Annotated in this window: 7 protein-coding genes; 4 read left to right on the top strand and 3 right to left on the bottom strand. The window is 62.2% G+C overall.

Annotation, left to right across the window (positions count from 1 at the left end):
- Positions 1 to 160: 160 nt before the first annotated feature.
- A complete protein-coding gene (locus ACRWQA_RS15870; protein ID WP_434231133.1) occupies positions 161 to 1,075 on the bottom strand; it encodes a LysR substrate-binding domain-containing protein in 915 nt (304 codons plus the stop codon).
- A 158-nt stretch (positions 1,076 to 1,233) separates the two neighbouring features.
- Here ACRWQA_RS15870 and ACRWQA_RS15865 point away from each other — a divergent pair, with 158 nt between their 5' ends.
- Both ACRWQA_RS15865 and ACRWQA_RS15860 read left to right on the top strand, forming a co-directional pair.
- Entirely contained in the window at positions 1,234 to 1,893 is a 660-nt protein-coding gene (locus ACRWQA_RS15865) for a glutathione S-transferase family protein (protein WP_263582950.1), read from the top strand.
- A gap of 29 nt (positions 1,894 to 1,922) precedes the next feature.
- Positions 1,923 to 4,001, top strand: coding sequence for a 2Fe-2S iron-sulfur cluster-binding protein (locus tag ACRWQA_RS15860; RefSeq protein ID WP_434231136.1), 2,079 nt, complete (start codon positions 1,923 to 1,925; stop codon positions 3,999 to 4,001).
- 8 nt (positions 4,002 to 4,009) lie between these two features.
- Here the strand turns inward: ACRWQA_RS15860 and ACRWQA_RS15855 are convergent, their stop codons facing one another.
- The gene (locus ACRWQA_RS15855) at positions 4,010 to 4,255 is read right to left on the bottom strand and encodes a hypothetical protein (protein ID WP_263582952.1); all 246 of its coding nucleotides are present in this window, start codon (positions 4,253 to 4,255) and stop codon (positions 4,010 to 4,012) included.
- 522 nt (positions 4,256 to 4,777) lie between these two features.
- Between ACRWQA_RS15855 and ACRWQA_RS15850 the strand changes: the two genes are divergently transcribed.
- Complete coding sequence (locus ACRWQA_RS15850) at positions 4,778 to 13,357, top strand: GH36-type glycosyl hydrolase domain-containing protein (protein WP_446326196.1); 8,580 nt, start codon at positions 4,778 to 4,780, stop codon at positions 13,355 to 13,357.
- A gap of 417 nt (positions 13,358 to 13,774) precedes the next feature.
- Positions 13,775 to 14,740, top strand: a complete 966-nt coding sequence (locus ACRWQA_RS15845; RefSeq protein ID WP_263582954.1) for a zinc-binding metallopeptidase family protein — start codon at positions 13,775 to 13,777, stop codon at positions 14,738 to 14,740.
- A 72-nt stretch (positions 14,741 to 14,812) separates the two neighbouring features.
- Here ACRWQA_RS15845 and ACRWQA_RS15840 read toward each other — a convergent pair whose 3' ends face one another.
- Positions 14,813 to 16,138: a DUF2254 domain-containing protein gene (locus tag ACRWQA_RS15840; protein WP_434228228.1), complete on the bottom strand. Its 1,326-nt coding sequence runs from the start codon at positions 16,136 to 16,138 to the stop codon at positions 14,813 to 14,815.

The following is a 16,138-nucleotide window of genomic DNA, read 5'->3' as shown; positions in this document are numbered from 1 at the left end:
GGGGTGGCCGGTCGTATCGCTCTAAAGATACTGACAGTCAGATTGCCGTTCGGGAATGTGAACCTTGCGCTTGACGCAAGCCCTGCAAATGCTGATCTAGTGTTCCTTCGATAGAGCGTTATATAAGCAACATCGCCTTGTCAACTGCCTGGCGCCCAGGTCAGGAGTTCATCCCGCTGGGGTTGAGAATCGCCGAGGCTCTCAAACGCTTCGCTGCCAGGTCGAGGAAGGTGCGTATCTTGGCGACGGCGCCACGGCCTTCGCTGTGCACTAAGTGGATGGGCAACGGAGGGGGTTCGTAAGCTTCCAGCACGGCCTCTAGCCGTCCTGCCTCGAGATCCGCCCCGACCTGGTAGGAAAGGACCCGGGTGATTCCCCAACCGTTGCGTACGGCCTCGATACAGGCCGCGATACTGCTGACCGTTGCGCGCGGGTGAATACGTACCACCTGGTCGTAGTCGCGACCGAAGCGCCACTCCTTGTTGGCGCTCAGTGTCGTGGTGGCGAGGATGCGGTGTGTCGTCAGGTCCTCCAGCGTCGTGGGCGTGCCTAGCCGGGCGAGATAGTCGGGCGCGGCGCAGACCACCCGGCGCACGCTTCCCACCCTGATGGCGGAAAGGCCGGAGGAGGGCAGCGAGCCGATACGCACTGCGATGTCGAAGCCCTCTTCGATGATGTTGACCACGCGATCCACCATCACGATTTCCGCGCGCATTTCCGGATAGGTGTCGAGGTATTCCAGCAGGATCGGCATGACGTGGATGCGGCCGAACTCATTGGGGCAGTTGATACGCAATAGTCCGGTGGGGCTAGCCGCCGCGCCGCTGACGGCATCGTCGGCCGCCTGCAGTTCCTGGAGAATGCGTCGCGCGTCTTCCAGGTAGCGCTCCCCGATCTCCGTCAGGCGAACACGTCTTGTGGTACGCGTGAAGAGGCGCACCCCGAGACGTGCTTCCAGCGCATTGATTCCACGGGTGACTGACGGCGCGCTCATGCCGATGGCTCGCCCGCCGGCGGCAAAGTTGCCGGCATCGGCCACGGCGACGAAGACTTGCAGGGTCTGGAGACGGTCCATGAGCTGGCTCCCGGATGGGCGCTGATTGCTGTCAATTAATGAAATAATGAATTGCTTATCGTGAGGATTCTAGTGGTAAGGCGCAAAGATTAGTCTGGTGACGTTCCGCCGTCGTGACCCTTCACGGCGTGTCATGCAACCAGCAGGAGTCTTTTGCCATGCCGACGCCCACTATCGTGAATCCGAACTTTCCGCGTGACGCCGCGCCGATCCGCCTGTTTCGCAACCCCAAGTCCGGCCACTGCCACCGCGTCGAACTGATGCTCGCGCTGCTTGAACTGCCCTATGAGACGGTCGATCTCGATATGGCCAACGGCGCGCACAAGTCGGCCGAGTTTCTCAAGATCAGCCCGTTCGGCCAGGTGCCCGCAATCGAAGACAACGGCGAGTTCCTCAGCGATTCCAATGCCATCCTGGTTTACCTGGCCCGGCGCTATGACGCGCACGACCGTTGGCTGCCCACGGCGCCGATTGCTGCTGCACAAGTACAGCGCTGGCTGTCCGTCGCTGCCGGGGAGATTGCCGCGGGCCCCTGCGCCGCGCGGCTGGTGACACTCTTCAACGCGCCACTGGATCACGAGCAGACGATTGCCCGCGCGCATTCGCTCTTCTCGGTTTTAGAGAAACATCTCGGCGGGCAAGAGTATCTGGCGGGTAGCGCGATCACCCTGGCGGACGTGGCGGGCTACAGCTATATCGCCCACGCCCCGGAGGGTGGAGTCAGCCTGAAGGAGTATCCGGCCATTCTCGCCTGGCTCGAGCGCATCGAGGCGCAGCCCGGTTTCGTCGGCATGGTGCGCAGCCCGGCACTGGCCTGATCGAACGGCGGCGACAGGAGGCGAATCCCATGACAGCGAACCGGCAGGTATTCCATGAGGGCGAGCGCAGGGTGCAGCAGCGTGCCGGCGTGCCCGGTGCTTATGTGGAGCGCGTTTCCGCTTACGTGCGTGCCGCGATGCCCGACCAGCACGTTGAGTTCTTTGGCAATCAGCCGGTGCTGTTCATGGGGGCGCTGGACCGGCAGGGGTGGCCGTGGGCGGTGGTAACCTACGGCGCCCCGGGGCAGCTGTGTACGGCGACGTCGAGCGAGCTGCTGATTCGCAGGGCGCCACCGCTGGCGGATGCCCTGGAGCTTTCACTGGAGCCCGGGGCAAGGGTGGGGCTGCTTGGGCTCGAGATGACCAGTCGCCGCCGTAATCGGCTGAATGGCACGGTGCGCTCCCATGATGCCGAGGGCATTAGGGTCGCGGTCGACCAGAGCTTCGGCAACTGCCCCCAGTACATACAGCAACGCGAAGTGGACTGGCAGGCGGGGCAAGAAGCGCCACCCGTTAGCGGGCAGGTTTCGATCGACTCCCGAGTCAGTCGGGCCATGCTGGCCCAGGCTGATACGTTCTTCATCGCCACCCGGGCAGGCGAACTGGGGGATTCGAGCCATGGCGTGGATATCTCGCATCGCGGGGGCAAGCCGGGGTTTCTGCACCTGAACACGGATGGCAGCCTGTCGTTCCCGGATTTTCCGGGCAATCGTTTCTTCAATACCCTCGGCAACATCGAGCAGGACCCGCGGGTCAGCCTCTTCATCCCCGATTTCGTGACCGGTGAAGCCCTGGTGCTGCAAGGGCGCGGGCGCGTCGACTGGGATCCTCGGCGTGCGTCTCTGGTCGAGGGGGCCGAGCGCATCGTGGATGTCGTGCCGGAGCAGGTCTGGCATGTCGAAAACGCCTTGCCTGCGCGAGGGCGGCTGATTGAACGTTCTCCCACACTGGCGCAGACGGGAACCTGGTCCAAGGAGGCGGCCGGGAACGCCTATCGCCGCCTGCGGATTGCCGACAAGGTGAGGGAGAGCGATGTCATCACCTCCCTCTATCTCGAGCCACTGGCCACGGATGACCTACCGCTGAAGCCTTATACGGCCGGGCAGTTCCTCACCGTGCGCCTTGCCAGGGCCGGGCATGGCGGGCAGGCCACGCTGACGCGCAGTTACAGCCTATCGGGGGCATGGCATGAGCGGGCGTCTCGTTACCGGATTTCGGTCAAGCGCGAAGCGCACGGAACGGTCTCACGCCTTCTGCATGACGAGTATGCGGTGGGGGACGTGCTCGAAGTGTTACCGCCGGCAGGGGATTTCGTGCTGCGCGAGCGTCCGAACGCCATCGTGCTGGTGTCGTCCGGCGTGGGCATCACCCCGATGATCGCCATGCTGGAGGCCATGGTGCAGCGTGCCGATGCCGGAGAGACGCCGCCTGGCGAGGTATTCTTTATCCACAGCGCGCGCAACGGGCGGGAACAGGCCTTTGCGAAGATGCTGAACGCGTGGGCTGACAGGTATCGCTGGCTGCATCTGCATATCGCCTACACCCGCCCCACGTCAGAGGATGCCTTGGGCAAGACGTATCACTCGCGAGGACGATTGACGCTGGCATCGCTCACGGCCTGGTTGCCGGACATGACCCGCAGCCACGTCTACCTCTGTGGGTCGGAGGGGTTCATGCGAGTGCAGTACGCGGCACTGCTGGCGCTCGGTATGCCCCGTGAGCATCTGCACCATGAGTTCTTCGGGCGCGGCTCGCTTGAATCCGAGGAGTCCGAGCCGGGTGCGGCTGCGCCACAAGCGCTGCCTTCCCATGCCAGGGTCACGTTCGTCTCGGCCTTCACGAGGCAGAATGAATCGAGTGAGGCGCAGGCCGCCGTCGTCGAGTGGACGCCAGCGCAAGGCACCTTGCTGGACCTGGCCGAGCGGGCAGGGCTCGCGCCACTGTCCAGCTGTCGGGTAGGGCGCTGTGGGAGCTGTGCGCTGCGCCTGGTCTCCGGTGAGGTGCACTACCCGGTGCCGCCGCTGGCAGCAACCGCTGAAGGCGAGGTGCTGCTGTGCTGCGCCGTACCCGCCGCTGAAGCACCCTTGGTCATTCGGTTGAGCGAGTAGATGCCGGGTCAAACGAACTCGGAGTCGTCGGTCCGGACGGTCACTCCGCCTTCCTCGCCGGGCACCATGACCATGAATTCGCCGTTGCCCAGGTAGGTCACGTCGTGGCCGTCGTGGGTGCGAAAGCTGGTTGAGCCTCGCGTGGCCCCGGCATGCTGCATCTCGCTGAGCTCGCGCGTGCTGACGAACATGTCGATCATGTACTCGCGGCCCTGGTCGTCGAAGGCCATCACGGTTCTTTCATGCTGGGTCACGGGGCTGCCTCCTGAAGCTGTCTCCCCTAACCCATAGCAACACAGCGGCGGCTTGGCGAGCCGCGCGCTGCCAAGTCGGAGCAATACGGATATGGCCTAGAGGAAAGGGCGGGCATGGGCCCACCTGATCCTTCAGGATTGGGTCAGGTTGGGGTCCATGCTCATGAGCTCGTCGTCCCCACGAGCCGCTTGCAGTGACACGCTCCGGCTAGCGCAGGGGGCAATGTGGGCGTACTTGAACGTCCCGAAATCGATCGGTTCGCGGTCGGGGCGACGCGGGATGGCGGGACGTAAGCCCCTCGGGGCACGGGAGCTGGCTGTCGGATTGCGAAGGTTGTCCATGTGGGTGACCTCGGTGACGCCATCCGCAAGATGCATGACGGCGACCCATCGATATTGCCCCAGTATTTTCAACAGTTCGGTGCGCTAGCGAACCGACAAGAGCATGCTCTTCTCACATGATTCTGGTAGTGACATATCGCCTGCCCCAGTGGGTAAGGCGCATCGACCAGGATAGTGCTTGTGGCCTTTATTCATCGCATTTCTTTCTGGGCGCTTACCTCGGCATCACCCTGGAATGATACCGCCCCGGTGCGGGAAGAGCTGTTCAGTGTCGAACGGCTCGATCAGCATGCCAGCAGCCTTGCGCTGGCTCAGCGTGTCACTGACCAGCCCCCTCGGGTCTTGCCGTTGGCAAGGCGGCTCGATGACAATGCCACGGTTCTGCTGAAGGCCTATCGCGCCAGCGCCACAGAGGTAGCCGAGGGGCGCGATATCGTTCCCGCCGCGGCCTGGCTGCTCGACAATTACCATATCATCGAAGCTCAGATCCGCGAGATCCGCGGCGACCTGCCTCCCGGTTATTATCGACAGCTACCGAAACTGGCCGAAGGCCCCTTTGCCGGCTATCCCCGCGTCTTCGGCCTGGCCTGGGCCTTCGTCGCCCATACCGACAGTCACCTCGATCCCGACAACCTGCAAGGCTTCATTGCCGCCTATCAACGCGTTCAGCCGTTGAGTATCGGTGAGCTATGGGCGGTAGCGATTACCCTGCGCATCGTACTTGTCGAGAACCTGCGGCGCCTTGCCGACCAGATCGTCAGTGAGCAGGCGGCGCGCAACGAGGCTGACGCGCTGGCCACTCGCTGGCTCGCTCCCGAGGGTCATCGCTCCAACCTGGATGACGGTACGCCACCGCGTAACACGAAGCCATTGGCCGCGCCTTTCGTTGCCCAACTAGCGAAGCGTTTGCGAGGGCTGGATTCGCGAGCCAACCCCATGGTGGGCTGGCTGGAGGAGCGCGTCGCTGCCCAGGGCGATTCCATCGATGACATGGTTCAGCATGCTCAGCAGAGCCAGGGTGCTGCCAACGTCACCGTGCGCAACGTCATTACCAGCATGCGCTTGGTATCGAGTATCGACTGGGCGGAACTTTTCGAGAGCGTCAGCCTGGTCGACGCACGGCTGAACCAAGGCAGCCCCTTCACAACGCTGGATTTCCCGACTCGCAATAGTTACCGCAGTGCCGTAGAACAGCTGGCCCGGGGTTCAAGGCATGAGGAACTGGAAGTCGTGGAATATGCCCTGGCCGCGGCGCGTGAGGCCATGGCGAACGCCGAAGGCCCCGTCGAGGCCGCCCGGCTGGGCGACCCCGGCTATTTCCTGATTGCGTCAGGCCGGCCTTCGCTGGAGCAAGCGATCGGCTTTCGACCTTCGCCCCGCGAGCGCTTGCGGCAGGCCTTTCTGACATATGGGATGAGCGGTTACGTCGGCCTGATTGCGCTCGTCACGGTTGGGTTGCTGGCGCTGGTAACCGGGGCGTTATGGTCGCTGTCGCTTTCCGCAGGTGAGTTCCCCCTGGGGTGGCTGTCGATACTGGGTCTATTGGGGCTGCTGCCCGCCACCGAAGTGGCTACGCTGCTGGTCAACCGTCTCATCATTTTCACCGTCAGTGCGAAGCCCCTGCCGAGCCTGGATCTCTCCGAAGGCGTTCCGTCCTCACTTCGTACACTGGTCGCCGTACCGACGCTGCTGACCAGCGAGGCCGACCTGCAGGAGCAGATCGAACGGCTGGAGGTCCATCACCTGGCCAGCGGTGGCGGCGCCATTGTATACGCTCTGCTGACCGATGGGGTCGATGCCCAGCACGAAGATATCGCCGAGGATGCCCCGCTGCTGGTCGCCGCCGGTATGGCAGTCGACAAACTGAACCGCCGCTATGGTGCCAGTGACGGTGGCGCGCGTTTCTATCTCTTGCATCGCCGAAGGGTGTTCAATCGCAGCGAAAACTGCTGGATGGGGTGGGAGCGCAAACGCGGCAAGCTGCATGAACTCAACCGCCTGCTCCGTGGCGCCCGCGATACCACCTTCCTGAACCCAGCCGCTCTGCCGAACGACGTGCGCTACGTCATCACGCTGGATGCCGATACTCGCCTGCCCCGGGGATCGGCCAGCCGGCTCATCGGCAAGATGGCACACCCGCTGAACCGACCCAGGTTCGATGAACGCCACCAGCGTGTCATGGAGGGCTACGCCATTCTCCAGCCGCGAGTCACGCCCTCGCTGCCGTTGGGTCAACAAGGTTCGCTCTATCAACGCCTTTTCTCCGCGCCCGGGGGCATCGATCCCTATGCCGCGACCATTTCCGACCTGTATCAGGATCTTCTCGGCGAGGGCTCTTTCGCCGGCAAGGGCATCTACGATATCGATGCGTTCGAAGCCTCTCTCAGCGGACGCATCCCGGAGAACAGCGTACTCAGCCACGATCTGTTCGAAGGGGTTTTCGCCCGTGCCGGTCTCGCCTCGGATGTGGAGGTCATCGAGGAGTTCCCCTCCCGCTACGATGTCGCCGCCAAGCGCCAGCATCGCTGGACCCGTGGAGACTGGCAATTGGTGCCATGGGTTTTCGCGCGGGAGATGCCCTGGACCGGGCGTCTGAAGCTGCTGGGTAACATGCGCCGCTCGCTACTGACGCCGCTGCTGCTGGCGTGTCTCGTCGTCAGTTGGCTATTGCCGCTGCAGGCGGCTCTGGCAGGCACGCTGTTCGTCATCACGGCCATTGCCGCCCCCACGCTGTTGCCCCTCTTGATATCGCTGGTTCCGGCTCGGGCGGGCGTCAACTGGCCTCACTATTTCCATCAGTGGATTATCGAGCTGAAGCTGGCATCGGCCCAGACGCTGCTGTGGGTCGCGTTGCTTCCCGACCAGACCTGGAGAATGCTGGATGCCATCGTCAGGACCCTGGTACGCGTAGCGATCACACGCCGCCACCTGCTCGAGTGGACGACCGCCGCTCAGTCGACGGGGCGCCCGCGACTGACGTTGACGGGCTTTTACCGGAGCATGGCGCCGGGGACCACGCTGGCTCTAGTGGTGTCGTTGGGCACCGTGAGCCATGCGCCTGGGGCCTGGCCAGTGGTGCTGCCCTTGGCGCTACTCTGGTTGGCCGCGCCGGCTATTGCCGCTTGGATCAGCCGGCCGCGGAGTCTCGCGCCGCAACACGCGCTGTCGGTAGCCGAGGCGCGTGAACTGCGGCTGATCGCTCGGCGCACCTGGCGCTTCTTCGAAACGTTCGTCACGGCTTGCGACAACTGGCTGCCCCCGGACAATTTCCAGGAAACGCCTCGACCCGTCATTGCCCGGCGTACCTCCCCGACCAACATGGGGCTTTATCTTCTCTCGGTTCTGGCCGCTCGTGATTTCGGTTGGCTGGGCGCCTTGGCTGGCGCAGAGCGTCTCGAGGCCACGCTGGGCGTCATGCAGACCCTGCCGCGCTATCGGGGGCATTTCTTCAATTGGTATGACACCGAGGATCTTCGCCCGCTGGACCCCCAGTACGTCTCCTCGGTCGACAGCGGCAACCTGGCGGGCCACCTGCTGGTCGTCGCCAACGCCTGCGAAATGTGGTTGGAAGCCGACCTGTCGTTCGACCCTCGCCCAGGGATCGCGGATCACGTGCACCTGGTGCACGTGGCCCTCGAGGCGGCGCCCATGGCGCAAGGCGCGGAGGTCACATCACTCAAGGCTGGCCTGGGTGATATAGCGGCGCACTTGCAGGGCGATCCCGATCACGAGGCGTGGTTACCGGGGCTGAAACGACTCAGTGACCGCACCGCGGGCATGGCCCAAGGGGCCCTGAAAAACCTCGAAGCTCCCTGGGTCGAAGAGGTGCTGTTCTGGGTGGGGGCCTTGCACACGTCGGTCGACGAGCATTGCCGCGACCGCAAGCAGCTCGCCAAGAGCGATCCCCGAGACCGGCTCCGGGCCCGCTTCAGGCAGATCGCCGACACCGCGCGACGCATGGCGCTGGAGATGGAGTTCGGCTTCCTGCTCGTTGCCGAGCGTCAGTTGCTGTCGATCGGTTATTCCATGGACGACAACACCCTCGACAGCAGTTGCTACGACCTGCTCGCCTCCGAAGCGCGGCTGGCCAGCCTGCTGGCGATTGCCAAGGGCGATGTCCCCACGCGCCACTGGTTCCGCCTCGGGCGTACGGCCACGCCGCTGGATCACGGCTCGGCGCTGATTTCCTGGTCGGGCTCGATGTTCGAGTACCTGATGCCCTCGCTGGTGATGCGCGCCCCCGCGGGCAGTCTCCTCGAGCAAAGCAACCGCCTGGTGGTCAAGCGCCAGATGGCGTATGCCGCTTCGCTGGGCGTCCCCTGGGGGCTCTCAGAATCCGCTTACAACGCCCGCGACCTGGAATTCACCTACCAGTATTCCAATTTCGGCGTGCCCGGCCTGGGCTTGAAGCGTGGCCTCTCTGCCGACCTGGTGGTGGCCCCCTATGCCACTGGCCTGGCGACGATGGTCGATCCTCTCGGGGCGCGTCGCAACTTCGTGCGGCTCGCCGACATGGGGGCACTGGGCCGCCATGGCTTCTACGAGGCGCTCGACTTCACTCGCTCGCGCGTTCCGGCGGGAAAAGAGGTCGCTATCGTGCGTAGCTTCATGGCCCACCACCAGGGCATGACCATCGTGGGCATCGCCAATACCCTGCATGACGGCCGCATGCGTGAGCGCTTCCATCGTGAGCCGATCATTCAGGCCAGCGAACTCTTGCTGCAGGAACGCCTACCGCGTGACGCAGCCATCGCTCACCCTCGTGCCGAGGAGGTCAAGTCGGCGCCGAGCGAGACGCTCAACGAGAGCCATGCGGTTCGGCGAATCACGGCAACGGCCGAAGGCGCGCCAGTGACCCATCTGCTATCGAACGGGCGCTACTCGGTCATGTTGACGGCGAGGGGAGCGGGCTACAGCCGCTGGCGGCATATCGCCATCAGCCGCTGGCAAGAGGATGCGACCCGCGATCACTGGGGCAGCTTCATCTTCTTGCGCGACAGGCGCATGACCGAGGTCTGGTCGGCCAGCGGCCCCATGCCCGGTGAAGGCCGGGTGGTCGAGAAGGGCCGCCACGAGGTGCTCTTTGCCGAGGATTATGCTCGCTTCACGCATTGCCATGGCGACCTGGTCACCCACCTCGACGTCCTTGTCTCGGGCGAGGACGACAGCGAGGTGCGGCGCGTGTCATTGACCAACAGCGGACGGCGGGTGCGGGATATCGACGTGACCTCCTACTCGGAACTGGTGCTGACCGCGCCGGCCACCGACAATGCCCACCCCGCCTTTGCGAAGCTGTTCGTGGTCACCGAGTACCTTGAGGAGTTCGGTGCGCTGATCGCCACCCGACGCCGGCGTGGACCGGACGAGGCAGAGACCTGGGCCGCCCATTTCGCCGTCGTGGAAGGCGAGACCCTGGGCGAAGCGCAATACGAGACCGATCGCGCCCGCTTCATCGGTCGGGGGCGCACGGTGACGACAGCCGCTGCCCTGAGCGGAGAACAGCCGCTGACGAATACCACCGGCACGGTGCTCGATCCGATCTTTTCGCTACGCCATCGCCTCCAGGTTGCCCCCGGCAAAGTGGCCCGTATCGCCTTCTGGACCGTCGTGGCAGGCTCGCGCGAGGCGCTGCTGGACCTGATCGACAAGCATCACGATCGCAGCGCCTTCGAGCGGGCCAAGACACTGGCCTGGACCCAGGCACAAGTCCAGCTCCGGCACTTGGCCGTCACGCCCGATGAGGCGGCGGACTTCCAGCGCCTGGCCGCCCCCATCCTGTATGCCGACGCCCGCTTCAGGGCCTCGCGTGAGGCCATTGCGCGCGGTGCGGGCCCGCAGTCGGCACTGTGGCCGCATGCCATATCCGGCGATCTGCCGATCGTCCTGCTGCGCATCGATTCGACCGATGACATGGCTCAGGTTCGCCAGCTGCTGCGCGCTCACGAGTACTGGCGCATGAAACGTCTCGGTGTCGACCTGGTGATCGTCAACGAGCGTGCCTCCTCCTATGTGCAGGACCTCCAACAGGCCATCGAGACGGCGGTGCACAGCAGCCAGCCGCGGCCACGCATCCACGAGGGCCATGCCCAGGGTTCGGTCATCACCTTGCGCGCCGATCTGATGAGTCTCGATGCACGTGTTCTGCTGCAGTCCGTGGCGCGGGTGGCGCTGGTGGCACACCGCGGGCCGATTGCCGACCAGCTTGCGCTGATCCCCCCCGCGCTTCACCACCCGCCACCCGCCCCGGCCCCAAGGGAGGTGGTGCCGCGCGACACGGTAGATGAGGCGCCGGGCGCTGAGACTCCGCCGGCTCTCGAATTCTTCAATGGCCTGGGGGGCTTCGACAAGCAGGGTAGGGAGTATGTGACCATACTCGAGGCCGGGCGCTCCACGCCGGCTCCCTGGCTCAACGTGATTGCCAACTCAGGGTTCGGTTTCCAGGTCTCGGCCGAGGGCAGCGGCTACCTATGGGCCGACAACAGCCGCGAAAACCCGCTTACCCCGTGGTCGAACGACGCCGTCATGGACCCCAGCGGTGAGGCGATCTACGTGCGTGACGAAGAGACCCTGGCGGTGTGGACGGCCACGGCACTACCGGTGCGTGACGAGGGGCGTTATGTCGCCCGGCACGGCTTCGGCTATAGCCGCTTCGAGCACGAGGCACAGGGTATCGCACTCGGCCTCGTGCATTTCGTGCCGCTCGACGATCCTATCCGCATTTCGCGTTTGACCCTCGAGAACCGCTCGGGGCGGCCCCGTCGGCTGTCCGTTACCGCTTACGTGGAATGGTCGCTTGGCCTGTCGCGAAGTTCGTCAGGTCCGTTCCTGATAACGCACAGGGATGAGGGTAGTGGGGCAATGCTGGTACACAATCCCTGGAACATGGCATTTCCCGGACGCGTCGCCTTCGCCGACCTGGGCGGCCGGCAAACGGCCTGGACAGCGGATCGCGCTGAATTCCTCGGCCACGGTGGCAGCCATGCGGCACCCGCCGGCCTGGCCGGCCACACACCTTTTTCCGGCACCACGGGGGCGGGCCTGGATCCCTGCACGGCCCTGCAGTGCACCGTCGAGCTGGCGGTGGGTGAGACGATGGAGGTTGTCGCGTTCATCGGGCAGGGCCGCTCCGCCGACGAAGCCAGAGACCTCATCATCCGTTATCGCGAGGCCGATCTTGACGCCGAGCTCGCCAAGGTCACGGCCTACTGGCAGAAGCAGCTTGGCGCCGTGCAGGTCTCCACGCCCGACCGCGCCATGGACGTCATGCTCAACGGCTGGCTGCTCTACCAGACCATCGCCTGTCGCATCACGGCCCGTTCCGCCTTCTACCAGGCCAGTGGCGCCTACGGTTTCCGCGATCAACTGCAGGATGGCATGGCCCTGACCTTTGCCAGTCCCGAGACGACCCGACACCACCTGCTACGCGCCGCTACGCGACAGTTCGTCGAAGGGGATGTGCAGCACTGGTGGCTGCCTCATTCCGGCCAGGGCGTGCGGACCCGCATTTCCGACGACCGGGTCTGGCTGGCCTATGCCAGCGCCCTCTATATCGCCACCTCGGGTGATGCCGCCGTGCTGGACGAGCCGGTGAGCTTCCTGGAAGGCGCCTTGCTCGGTGACGGCGAGCACGATGCCTTCTTCCAACCCATGGTCGCTGATGAAATCGCCTCGCTCTACGAGCATTGCGCCCGCGGCCTGGACCAGTGCCTGGCGCTGACGGGCGAGCATGGCCTGCCGCTGATCGGCGGCGGCGACTGGAACGATGGCATGAACCGGGTCGGTGAAGCGGGCAAGGGGGAAAGCGTATGGCTGGGCTGGCTGCTGGCACGTACCCTGGACATGTTCATTCCGCTCGCCGAACAGCGCAGCGCGGAAGATGCCCGTGCCAGCCGCTGGCGGGCGCATGCAGGCTCGCTGCGCGAGTCGCTCGAACAGTACGCCTGGGACGGCCAATGGTATCGGCGGGCGACCTACGACGACGGCAGTTGGCTCGGCACCCAGGAGAGCGAGGAATGCCGTATCGACTCGATTGCGCAATCCTGGGCGGTGCTGTCCGGTGCGGCAAACCCTCAACGGGCCGCAACCGCCATGCGCTCGCTGGAGCGCGAATTGCTTCGGGAGGATCCCGGGCTTGCCCTGTTGTTCTGGCCCCCCTTCGACCAGCCCGAACGCGATCCGGGTTATATCAGCGGCTACCCTCCGGGGCTTCGGGAGAATGGCGGGCAGTACAGCCATGCCGCTATGTGGGCCATCCTGGCGTTTACAAAGCTGGGAGAGGGCGATAAAGCCGCCGACCTGTTCTCGATGCTCAACCCCATCAATCATGCCCGTACGTTTCGAGAGGCATCGCGCTATAAAGTCGAGCCCTATGTCGTCGCTGCCGATGTCTATTCCGTCGCCCCGCATGCCGGGAGGGGCGGCTGGACCTGGTACACGGGGGCTGCCGGCTGGATGTATCGGGCGGGGCTCGAAGGCATCCTGGGTATTCGCCGCGAAGGTGACTTTCTGGTCGTCGCGCCTTGCCTGCCGGCCGCCTGGCCGGGTTTCGAGGCAACCATCGAAGTGGCCTCATCCCATTACACCATTCATGTGAAGAAGGCGTCTGAACGTCACCCTGCCACCCCGCAAATTCACTTGGATGGTGAAATGTTGGCGTGCGAAGCGGGAATAGTCCGTGTACCGCTTGATGGCGCTCGGCACCACTTGGTATTGACTCTGCCAAATACCCAGCCCACGACAGTGAGGCAGGTGTATCAGTAAATATCGGTGTCTTGCTCAGAGTTTTTATCTTAAATGTGTCATGGCTTTTAAAAAACTCTGGGTTAGGTAAATTAATTATATTCGAGGGGTAAATTGGACTTATAAAAGTTGAATAAAGGTGTCCATATCGAAAGATATGTGCCACTATGAATAACGTAGAGCAAGGACGCTTTTCGCAAGGAAGAACGAGCAAGGGAAGCTCTAGTTCGCCAAGGATGCACGAGTAGGATGCTCGTGATAGAAAGTAGGGATACACAGCGATAAAGAGAGCCCGGCTTCAAGTGTTATTGAGGCCGGGTTCTTCTTTCTTTTCAGTGGCTTGGGATGGAAAGGTGGAGCGTTTTACGCGCACCTTAAAATGAAGGGTGTTTATTACTATCCTTCGTCCTAGTGGCTTCTGTTACGGAGATCTTTAATATGCGCGTATTTTCCAATCCTGTGGGTTCCGGTTCGCTCTGGTTCGACAACCTTGCCACCGCCGACGGAACTCCCGTTGCCTACGATCCGCAGGCGCGAGCCTTCCTGCCCATGCCTCCCTTCTGCGCCAACCGCGAGGTCATCGGCTGCAACTGGATTGCTCCTGAACAGGGGGCTTTCTGTCGCTCCTGTGCCATGACGGAGTTGGCTCCCGATCCCTCGATTCCCGGCGCCATCCCGAACTGGGCGCAGACCGAGGTCGCCAAGCGCTGGACCCTCGACAACCTCGGCCGCTGGCACTGGTTCCGGCCGGAGGATCCCGGCGCGCGCCCCGTTTTTCACTTGCTCGCCGAAGGTCCAACCCCCGTGCTCATGGGCCATGTGGCCGGTAAGGTAACCATCAGCGTGGCCGAGGCGGACCCGGTGCTGAGCACAACCCGGCGCCTGGCCCTGGATGAACCCTACCGCACCATGATTGGCCACATGCGCCACGAAATCTCACACATGCTCTGGTGGCGGCTCAGCCTTCGTGACGATTTCCTCGATGCCTTCCGTGCCGAGTTCGGCGATGAACGTAAGGATTACCCTGCCGCGCTCCAGCAGCATTACCAAGAGGGTCCGCCACCCGACTGGAGGCAGCGCTTCCTGACGACCTACGCCTCTGCGCATCCACACGAGGATTGGGCCGAGACCTCGGCGCACCTACTGCACCTGACCGATATCACGGACAGCTTCGTAGCGGCGGGCCTGTCTTCGCCGGAGCTGCCGAACCCGGGCTGGGATCCCTATTCGGAACCGGATGCCATGCGCCTGATTCATGTCGCTGCCTCCCTCGCAGCAGGAGTCAACCACGTCAATCGATCCATGGGGCTTTCGGATCTCTACCCCTTCGTGCTGTCGGGTGCCGCGCTCCGCAAGCTCTCCTTCGTGCATGATTGGCTGCGCCGGGGTGCGCAGGGGCTTTGAGGCTGCTTAGCCGATGCAACGCTTTATCGGCGTGACCAGCCTTGGTTATTTGCGTCTGTTAATGACGTAGCATTAAAGTTTTCCGGTTGCCTTAGGTAGATTTCTAGGGATGTCTAGATGGTGAATTCCTGCACTCATGCGTGCCTCAATGAAGGGTAATCCCAAAGGGTCTGCGTGATGGTCTGCCAGTATGTTGATGATCCTGTCGGCATGGGCCTGTATCAATTGCCTATCTGTATTGTCTGCAAAGTTCGAAAGAGTCTTGAGAGCCTTCAAAAGCGATAGGCAAATGCTTAGGTCCTTTTTTCCATAATGGAGTATGGGGTTGAATAGCTTGAAGATTAAGCTTTCGAAGCTCTCCTCATGCCAGGAAACGAGACACTCTCCCTTGTCGTTTATGATCATGTTGGTAGGCGTTATGTTGAGCCGCTGAGAGAGAAGTTCAGTTATTTGGTGAATGCAAAGACGTGCGGTACCCGGGTCGTTGATGCCTGGCGAAAGAGACTTGACGGCCACCTCCATCAGCTGCGTAAGCCCATTGATATAATGATCTTTTGTAGATTCGCCTTCAACATATTCGAGTGTATTAAGAATTTTTTGAATAACTTCATCGCCAGGCGGCTTGTTTGATACGATGTCGATGATTGGAAAATCCTTGACCACGAAGTCACCGAAGCTGAAATTGAAGTGAATCATGATTCGGGTGTTTTGCGCAATTTTGGCCAACGCTTCGAATTTTGCGCTCTGTATGTAACCGCTGTCTCGGGAGCGGATCGTATGGTAAGTATGTTTATGCGTTACGAGATTTTGACGAACATATAGCTTGTTATCTTCCCGCTTTTTCAGCTTTTTCAAGGAGAGTTGTGTGGATTTTAGCAAGCCTTGGGTTATTGCATTTATCTGCACCGACTGAGATGTGGCATGAATAAAAAAAACGAATAGCACAAGGCTGTGGATAACCATTGCTGCGCTTAGATAGACAGCCAGCGAGCGCCAGGTGTCAGGCGCTTCCTCTTCTACCGGTACCAAAAGGAGAATCAAGATATATAAAATCGTCCCTAGGTAATGTCCAAGTACATGTTGATGTCTTTTTTCTGTCATTAAGCTAAACACTAGCTTGTTGGAAAAATTGCTCCCCGCCTGAGTGAGAACGGACATCACCATGGAAAAGCTAAATACAACCAAGGAGATCATGCTGGCGATAAAAGTCGCAAGCAAGGCCCGAGCCGTGCCAGAGTTTTCAAATTTTATTGGATCTAAAAATCCCGGCAGGTTTGTAGTTTCCAAGGCGACAGCTGCTATGCCGAGAGCAACATAAACCAAGATTATCTTGCTGGTAAGATAGGCTATGCTGTCGCGAAGTTTTCTTATCGACTGAAGCGGGCTTGGAATGTTCAC

This window comes from Billgrantia sp. C5P2, assembly GCF_051062895.2.
This window is presented reverse-complemented; position numbering and strand designations above follow the sequence as displayed.

What these genes read in the sequence shown, in the direction of transcription:
- ACRWQA_RS15865 (WP_263582950.1), top strand. Translation starts at nt 1,234, where the DNA reads ATGCCGACGCCCACTATCGTGAATCCGAACTTTCCGCGTGACGCCGCG.
- ACRWQA_RS15870 (WP_434231133.1), bottom strand. Translation starts at nt 1,075, where the DNA reads ATGGACCGTCTCCAGACCCTGCAAGTCTTCGTCGCCGTGGCCGATGCC.
- ACRWQA_RS15860 (WP_434231136.1), top strand. Translation starts at nt 1,923, where the DNA reads ATGACAGCGAACCGGCAGGTATTCCATGAGGGCGAGCGCAGGGTGCAG.
- ACRWQA_RS15845 (WP_263582954.1), top strand. Translation starts at nt 13,775, where the DNA reads ATGCGCGTATTTTCCAATCCTGTGGGTTCCGGTTCGCTCTGGTTCGAC.